This window comes from Vibrio sp. Vb0304 (assembly GCF_033338995.1).
Lineage (GTDB): Bacteria > Pseudomonadota > Gammaproteobacteria > Enterobacterales > Vibrionaceae > Vibrio > Vibrio alginolyticus.
Genome location: NZ_JAWOTT010000155.1, coordinates 1 through 1,340, shown reverse-complemented (window position 1 = coordinate 1,340; position 1,340 = coordinate 1). Strand labels below are relative to the sequence as shown.

Genomic DNA, 1,340 nt, shown 5'->3' with positions numbered 1-1,340 from the left:
TGCGGCCTTGATAACGAAAAGTTGGCATTCACTTACCTACATGAAAATGGGATCAGTTTTACCCGAAGCGTCACCCTCGCCGAGGGTCATCACTTCATCCAGGCTCACAGCACCTTGCAGTGCAAGCTCCATTGCTGAGGCAAGAAGCGGTTTGTAGTTTTCTGAACGTCGAGCCGCTTGTGCAAAGCCAACCGCATCATTCGCACGCAGCTTGTCCATCATCTCATGTTCCAGCTCAAGCATTTCAAACACACCGATTCGACCTCGATACCCCGTCAAATTACAGTTTTGACAACCTGCTCCTTTGTGGAAAGTCACCCCAACTTGATTTGGAAAACGCCCCGCTAACCATTGTTGACGCGACTCATCGAGATGATCTTGGGTTTTACAATCTGGACAAACACGGCGAACCAATCGCTGAGCCACAACGGCACGCACGGCACTGGCAACGAGATAGCCTGGCGCCCCCATGTCGATCATACGCAGTGCGCTGTCGACCGCATCGTTGGTGTGCAACGTACTCAATACTAAGTGGCCGGTTAGTGCTGCTCGCAAGCCAATCTCTACCGTCTCTTGGTCACGCATCTCACCAATCAAAATGATGTCTGGGTCTTGACGCAAGAAGGTGCGTAGCACGCGTGAAAACGTTAAGTCGATCTTGCCGTTGATCTGTACTTGCGTGATACGTGGTAAACGGTATTCCACCGGATCTTCTGCGGTGATGATCTTTTTACCCGGTTCATTGAGCTCGCTCAACGCACCGTAAAGTGTCGTGGTTTTACCCGATCCCGTAGGGCCAGTTACCAAAATCATGCCATGAGGACGAGATAACTGACGACGTAAGCGCGACAGTAGCTCAGGCGGTAAACCCGATTCTTCTAATGGACGTAAACCTGACGACTGGTTAAGCAGACGCATTACGACCGATTCACCGTACTGAGTCGGTAACGTCGACATACGAATATCAATCGATTGACCACGAACTTTGATGTTGAAGCGACCATCTTGTGGCAGACGCTTCTCAGAAATATCCAAGTGCGCCATCAACTTAAGGCGTAATACCAATGCAGAAGCGATGTTCACTTCGTTCAGAATGGTTTCATGCAGCACACCGTCGACACGCTGGCGTAAACGCAGGACTTTATCGTCTGGTTCGATATGGATATCCGATGCACCAACTTGCACCGCGTCTTCAAACATCGAATTAACCAGTTTTACAACGGTGACTTCTTCACTGTCAGCTTCATCGATGCCATAGTCAAAGCTTTGTACGTCTTGGTGCTCTGCTTGTAACTGCTCAGCAAAGGACGCGATCTCTTTAGTACGGCGGTAGTAACGGT

Annotated in this window: 1 protein-coding gene; it reads right to left on the bottom strand. The window is 49.9% G+C overall.

Features of this window, described 5'->3' with window-relative positions; translation table 11 throughout:
- Nucleotides 1–36 precede the first annotated feature (36 nt).
- A partial coding sequence (locus R7P35_RS24610) for a GspE/PulE family protein (protein ID WP_318092967.1) occupies nucleotides 37–1,340 on the bottom strand: 1,304 nt, incomplete at its 5' end.